Annotated in this window: 8 protein-coding genes, 1 tRNA gene and 2 pseudogenes; all 11 read left to right on the top strand. The window is 55.1% G+C overall.

What is annotated here, in order from left to right; genetic code table 11:
- Positions 1–64 (top strand): annotated as a pseudogene (locus T18_RS27350) (elongation factor Tu); the annotation flags it as partial.
- Between the two features lie 349 nt (positions 65–413).
- Positions 414–1,220, top strand: coding sequence for a glycosyltransferase family 2 protein (locus T18_RS25720; protein WP_003519354.1), 807 nt, complete (start codon positions 414–416; stop codon positions 1,218–1,220).
- Between the two features lie 241 nt (positions 1,221–1,461).
- Positions 1,462–1,537, top strand: a tRNA-Trp gene (locus T18_RS25725).
- Between the two features lie 184 nt (positions 1,538–1,721).
- Positions 1,722–1,922 (top strand): preprotein translocase subunit SecE, encoded by a 201-nt coding sequence (secE, locus tag T18_RS25730; protein ID WP_003507689.1) that lies wholly within the window; start codon positions 1,722–1,724, stop codon positions 1,920–1,922.
- Positions 1,923–1,943: 21 nt separating this feature from the next.
- Entirely contained in the window at positions 1,944–2,474 is a 531-nt protein-coding gene (nusG, locus tag T18_RS25735) for a transcription termination/antitermination protein NusG (protein ID WP_003519353.1), read from the top strand.
- A 144-nt stretch (positions 2,475–2,618) separates the two neighbouring features.
- On the top strand, positions 2,619–3,050 hold the full coding sequence (gene rplK, locus T18_RS25740) for a 50S ribosomal protein L11 (protein ID WP_003519352.1): 432 nt from the start codon (positions 2,619–2,621) through the stop codon (positions 3,048–3,050).
- Positions 3,051–3,052: 2 nt separating this feature from the next.
- On the top strand, positions 3,053–3,748 hold the full coding sequence (gene rplA, locus T18_RS25745; RefSeq protein WP_003519350.1) for a 50S ribosomal protein L1: 696 nt from the start codon (positions 3,053–3,055) through the stop codon (positions 3,746–3,748).
- 357 nt (positions 3,749–4,105) lie between these two features.
- Positions 4,106–4,624 (top strand): 50S ribosomal protein L10, encoded by a 519-nt coding sequence (rplJ, locus tag T18_RS25750; protein ID WP_003519348.1) that lies wholly within the window; start codon positions 4,106–4,108, stop codon positions 4,622–4,624.
- 59 nt (positions 4,625–4,683) lie between these two features.
- The gene (gene rplL / locus T18_RS25755) at positions 4,684–5,061 is read left to right on the top strand and encodes a 50S ribosomal protein L7/L12 (RefSeq protein WP_003519347.1); all 378 of its coding nucleotides are present in this window, start codon (positions 4,684–4,686) and stop codon (positions 5,059–5,061) included.
- A gap of 29 nt (positions 5,062–5,090) precedes the next feature.
- Positions 5,091–5,258 carry a hypothetical protein gene (locus tag T18_RS27075; protein ID WP_153793990.1) on the top strand — a complete coding sequence of 56 codons (168 nt, stop codon included), beginning with the start codon at positions 5,091–5,093 and terminating at the stop codon, positions 5,256–5,258.
- A 64-nt stretch (positions 5,259–5,322) separates the two neighbouring features.
- Positions 5,323–6,122, top strand: a pseudogene (locus T18_RS28165) (DNA-directed RNA polymerase subunit beta); the annotation flags it as partial.

Consider the following 6,122-nt stretch of genomic DNA (forward strand, 5'->3'; position numbering starts at 1 on the left):
CTTCGCTATCCGCGAAGGCGGCCGTACCGTCGGCGCCGGCATCGTCGCTTCTATCGTCGAGTAATTTCACGACAGACGGCGGTTTCGCCGGATTTAAAAATCTAGTTCTAAAACGGCGGTGTCTTCGGCACCGCCGTTTTTTTTATGTAAAAATTGATTTTTGTAAATTTATATAGTTGAAAGATTCGTATATTTTTCTAATGTGAAGATGTAATCGGATGTCGTATTTCGATTTATGCTCATAGTGCACGCGCTATATTTGAGGGGTTTATAATGTATTCTTCTTTTGAATAATTTCCCCGAGATCTGGCGATCATTATTCGCCTGTAATGCGTCTGGCGTAGACGAGGCGACATCAACCTAGGCTTGGCTGGCCTGATTTCATCGGCCAGTTTTTCTTCCGAGACGACTTCATGTCCGATTTAACTGTTGTGCTCACCAGCTGCCGCCGTCCTGATCTTCTCATCGGAACTCTCGATAGCTTCTTCTCTACTAATGATTACCCGCTACGGGAATTTATCATTATCGAGGACTCTGACGACGAATCGGTGTGGGCGATTCCGGCGCGGTATCCAGAGCAACCGATCCGCGTCATTTTGAACGGCGTCAACATTGGGCAGCACCGCTCTATCGACCGGGCATATTCGGAAGTGCAAACCCCTTACATCCTGCATCTCGAAGACGACTGGGCATTTCCTGTTTCTAAGGTTGTCGGCAGGGGCATCGAAATACTGAAGCGGGACCCGCAGGTGGCGCTCGTTCAACTCAGAACCGATGACGACATGCCCCGTGACATTCGGCGTAAGGCGCAGGCAGTTGAAGATTTAAGGTATTGGCGAATACCGCCGACCGCGCATCGTGTCTGGCATAGCTTCACCTTCAATCCGACCGTCAAGCGGTTGTCCTGCTATAAAAAACTACCACAAGGTTATGCCGGTTTCCGGACAGAGGCGGAGATTAGTATCTTTTATAAGGATCAGGGCGCGATCATGGCGTGGTTGGCCGAAACCGGCGTCAGCCATTCGGGATTTGGCCGCAGCAATTATGGTCTTAAGAAACGCCGTGGTTGGCGCGGTGTGGCGCAAGAACTCGACAGATTCTTTTCGCTGGCGACAGTCCGTAAATGGCGGCGTTCCGTGACGCGCAACGTCGCACACTTCAAGCGCAAGTATCGGGAGCGTCAGTTGATCAGGTCCGATCGCAGTGCGCTTGAGCCGTAATAGATTAAAGGTCGGTTGCGAAAGGTATCAAACCAGCGCATTTGGATGCCGCAAAGGGGTTCGTTGAGGTGACGGGCTTGGGGGTAACCGGTTAAGCGGCCGAGGAAAAAACGTGGCGGGGAGGGTGTCAACAGTTTCTTCCGAAAGCGAATAAAAAGCGCTTGCCATTCTTTTCCGTGCGCCTTAAAGGGAACGCATACCGAAGCGGCCAAGTGATTTTCGTGGTCGGCTAAGGTGTTAAAGGGGTATAGCTCAGTTGGTAGAGCGGCGGTCTCCAAAACCGCAGGTCGTAAGTTCGAGCCTTACTGCCCCTGCCACTTTCCATCCGCAAGCGCGGTCTTCGCTGCATGGCAGATGGGTGCCGGTTTTCCGGCGAATTTCGCCGAATGTCGATTTCCTCTTGTTAAAACTGGAATCGGTGTTTATGTAAGGTCAAAACAGACACGCGGTGCGTGGGGCTGATTAGTTCGGCTTTACGCGCCGTAATTGCGTGGGCAGTCAATGGCATCCAAAACCAATCCGTTTACGTTTCTGCAGCAGGTTCGCGCCGAAGCGTCTAAAATCACTTGGCCGTCGCGCCGCGAGACCATGATTTCGACGGCTATGGTGCTTGTGATGGTCATTTTTGCGGCTCTGTTCTTTTTTGCTGCTGACCAGCTCATCGGCTGGGTGCTTAGCCTCGTGCTGAACGTCGGCCGGTAACGGATTGAACGGAGAATAAAAATGGCAGCGCGCTGGTATATCGTTCACGCATATTCGAATTTCGAAAAGAAGGTCGCTGAGTCGATCGAAGAGAAGGCTCGTCAGAAGGGTCTTGATCATCTTTTCGAGAAAATCCTCGTTCCGACCGAAAAGGTTGTCGAGGTGCGTCGTGGCCGCAAGGTCGACAGCGAGCGCAAGTTCTTTCCAGGTTACGTGCTTGTGCGCGCCAACCTGACGGATGAGGCCTATCATCTCATCAAGAACACGCCGAAGGTGACCGGTTTCCTCGGTTCGGACAATAAGCCTGTTCCGATTCCGGATTATGAAGCCGATCGTATCCTCGGTCAGGTTCAGGAAGGTGTCGAGCGTCCGAAGTCTTCGGTTTCGTTCGAGGTCGGCGAGCAGGTTCGCGTTTCCGATGGTCCGTTCGCGTCGTTCAACGGCGTTGTTCAGGATGTCGACGAAGAGCGTTCGCGCCTGAAGGTGGAAGTTTCGATTTTCGGCCGCGCTACGCCGGTCGAGCTGGAATACAGTCAGGTCGAGAAGGTCTGACTGGAGGGGTGAAACCCCAATCGCGTGGAAGGCAAACGGGCTCCCATAGCCGGGGCAGGGCGCCGCACCACGCAACCGCAGCCGCCGGAGCGATCCGGCTAGAGAGAAGCCGGGAAACCGGTTTGAATTGAAAGGCAGAGAGATATGGCTAAGAAAGTTATGGGCCAGCTCAAGCTGCAGGTGAAGGCAGGGTCGGCCAATCCGTCCCCGCCGATCGGTCCTGCACTTGGTCAGCGCGGCATCAACATCATGGAATTCTGCAAGGCGTTCAATGCCGCCACGCAGGAAATGGAAAAGGGTATGCCGATTCCGGTCGTCATCACCTATTACCAGGACAAGTCCTTCACCTTCGTCATGAAGCAGCCGCCGATGACCTATTGGCTGAAGAAGGAAGCGAAGATCACCTCCGGCTCCAAGACGCCTGGTAAGGGCGCCAAGGTTGGCTCCATCACCAAGGCTCAGGTCAAGACGATCGCTGAAGCCAAGATGAAGGATCTGAATGCTGCCGATATCGAAGGCGCAATGGCAATGGTTGAGGGCTCTGCCCGCGCCATGGGCCTGGAAGTAGTAGGTTGATCATGGCCAAGGTAGCAAAGCGTATTCAGAAGATCCGCGAAGGTGTGGATCCTAACAAGCTCTACGTTCTCACCGACGCCATTTCGATGGTCAAGGAACGTGCAGTCGCCAAGTTCGACGAAACCGTTGAAGTTTCGATGAACCTCGGCGTTGACCCGCGCCATGCGGACCAGATGGTTCGCGGCGTTGTCAACCTGCCGAACGGCACGGGCCGTGACGTTCGCGTCGCCGTTTTTGCACGTGGCGCCAAGGCTGATGAAGCCACGGCTGCTGGTGCTGACGTTGTTGGCGCAGAAGAGCTGGTTGAAATCGTTCAGGGCGGCAAGATCGACTTCGATCGTTGCATCGCGACCCCGGACATGATGCCGCTCGTCGGCCGTCTCGGCAAGGTACTCGGCCCGCGTGGCATGATGCCGAACCCGAAGGTAGGTACGGTGACGATGGATGTTGCCGGCGCCGTCAAGGCGTCCAAGGGCGGCGCTGTTGAGTTCCGCGTCGAAAAGGCCGGTATCGTACACGCTGGTATTGGCAAGGCTTCGTTCGACGCCAAGGCTCTTGAAGAAAACATCAAGGCTTTCGCCGATGCGGTCATCAAGGCAAAGCCGACGGGTGCCAAGGGCAACTACGTCAAGCGCGTTGCCATCTCCTCGACCATGGGTCCGGGCGTCAAGATCGAACCTTCGTCGGTTACGGCTTAATCAATTCTCGTGCTTCCCTGTCGGGGAGCGTGATTAAAAGAATTTCCGGCTCTCAGGGAGCCGGAGATTTCCGGGGAAACCCGGAACTCCTGTCCGAGATTGCGGGTGGCCATGTCCTTCGGGGTTTGGCCTTAATCATTCAACCTGCATGAGACGGGTGAGGCTGGATTTGAGGCATCGCAGATGCCTGACTGTCCGGTTCGAACCTGGTGTGCCTGTGCCTGAAGCCGTTTGCGGCGACAGAGCGGGGGACAGGATCCTCGAGCGTCGCTCGGGATCTTTGTAAAAAGGTCCCTTGGGGCAAAGGCAAACCCGACGGGTTCACACTTATGTGGCCCCGTCTACTGGAGACAGACAGTGGAAAGAGCGGAAAAACGCGAATTCGTCACGGAGCTGAACGAAGTCTTCAAGGCTTCCGGTTCGGTTGTCGTGGCCCACTATGCTGGTGTCACCGTTGCGCAAATGAACGACTTCCGTTCGAAAATGCGCGCTGCCGGAGGCACCGTCAAGGTCGCGAAGAACCGCCTGGCCAAGATCGCTCTTCAGGGCACGGAGTCGGAAGGGATGACAGATCTCTTCAAGGGCCAGACGCTGATTGCATACAGCGTCGACCCTATGATTGCTCCGAAAGTCGTCATGGATTTCGCAAAGACCAACGATAAAGTCGTTGTTCTCGGCGGTTCCATGGGCGCAACCACGCTCAACGCCGAAGCAGTCAAGTCGCTTGCGACCCTGCCTTCGCTGGACGAGCTGCGCGCAAAGCTGCTGGGCCTACTCAACGCCCCGGCAACTCGCGTCGCCACGGTTGTCGCAGCACCTGCAAGCCAGCTTGCACGGGTGTTCTCGGCTTACGCCAAGAAGGACGAAGCCGCTTAAGGCGGTTTTTCGCTGTAATTATTCAAACTGGTTCGAACTGAACAAAAGGAACTATCAAAATGGCTGATCTCGCAAAGATCGTTGAAGACCTCTCCACCCTGACCGTTCTGGAAGCTGCAGAACTGTCGAAGCTTCTCGAAGAAAAGTGGGGCGTTTCCGCCGCTGCTCCGGTAGCTGTTGCTGCTGCTGGCGGTGCTGGCGCTGCTGCTGTCGTTGAAGAAGAAAAGACCGAATTCGACGTGATCCTGGTTGACGCTGGCGCCAACAAGATCAACGTCATCAAGGAAGTCCGCGCTATCACGGGTCTCGGCCTGAAGGAAGCTAAGGACCTCGTTGAAGGCGCTCCGAAGGCTGTCAAGGAAGCTGTTTCCAAGGCTGAAGCTGCTGACCTCAAGAAGAAGCTTGAAGACGCTGGCGCCAAGGTCGACGTTAAGTAATCTTGCGATTGCTGGCGGGAAGGGGCTTCATGCCCCTTTCCGTCGTCATCGTTTTAAAACTTATTACCCAAAAGCCGCGTGAAAATGGCTTTTGGGTAATGGGTTCTTCAAGAGAATGGTTCCGAACCGGCTCATCTAGGCAATCCGGCCTGATCGATCCGGGATGTGGAACGAGATTGATGACACCCATTGCTTGACGGGATCGACTGGCCATCGGTTCCCGTCCGTTGCAGGCCCGGATGCAATTTTAAAGGAGCGACGATGGCTCAGACCCTTTCGTTTAACGGTCGCAGGCGCGTACGCAAGTTTTTCGGCAAAATTCCAGAAGTAGCGGAAATGCCGAACCTCATCGAGGTTCAGAAGGCTTCGTATGACCAGTTTCTCATGGTTGACGAGCCCAAGGGTGGCCGTCCCGACGAGGGATTGAATGCCGTATTCAAATCCGTATTCCCGATCACCGATTTTTCCGGCGCATCCATGCTCGAATTCGTGTCTTACGAATTCGAAGCGCCGAAGTTTGACGTCGAGGAATGCCGTCAGCGCGATCTGACCTATGCAGCGCCGCTGAAAGTGACGCTGCGCCTCATCGTGTTCGATATCGACGAGGATACAGGCGCGAAGTCCATCAAGGACATCAAGGAACAGTCCGTATACATGGGCGACATGCCGCTCATGACCAATAACGGCACGTTCATCGTCAACGGTACAGAGCGCGTCATCGTTTCGCAGATGCACCGTTCGCCGGGCGTATTCTTCGACCACGACAAGGGCAAGAGCCATTCTTCCGGCAAGCTTTTGTTCGCTGCCCGCGTCATCCCATATCGCGGTTCCTGGCTCGACATCGAGTTCGACGCCAAGGACATCGTCTATGCGCGTATCGACCGTCGCCGCAAGCTGCCCGTGACCTCGCTCCTGATGGCGCTTGGCATGGATGGTGAAGAAATCCTGTCGACCTTCTACAGCAAGGCTTCCTACGAGCGCGCCGGCGATGGCTGGCGCATTCCGTTCCAGCCTGAAACGCTGAAGAATGCCAAGGTCATCACCGACATGATCGACGCCGA

It is taken from the genome of Rhizobium sp. TBD182, assembly GCF_001950375.1.
Taxonomy (GTDB): domain Bacteria; phylum Pseudomonadota; class Alphaproteobacteria; order Rhizobiales; family Rhizobiaceae; genus Agrobacterium; species Agrobacterium tumefaciens.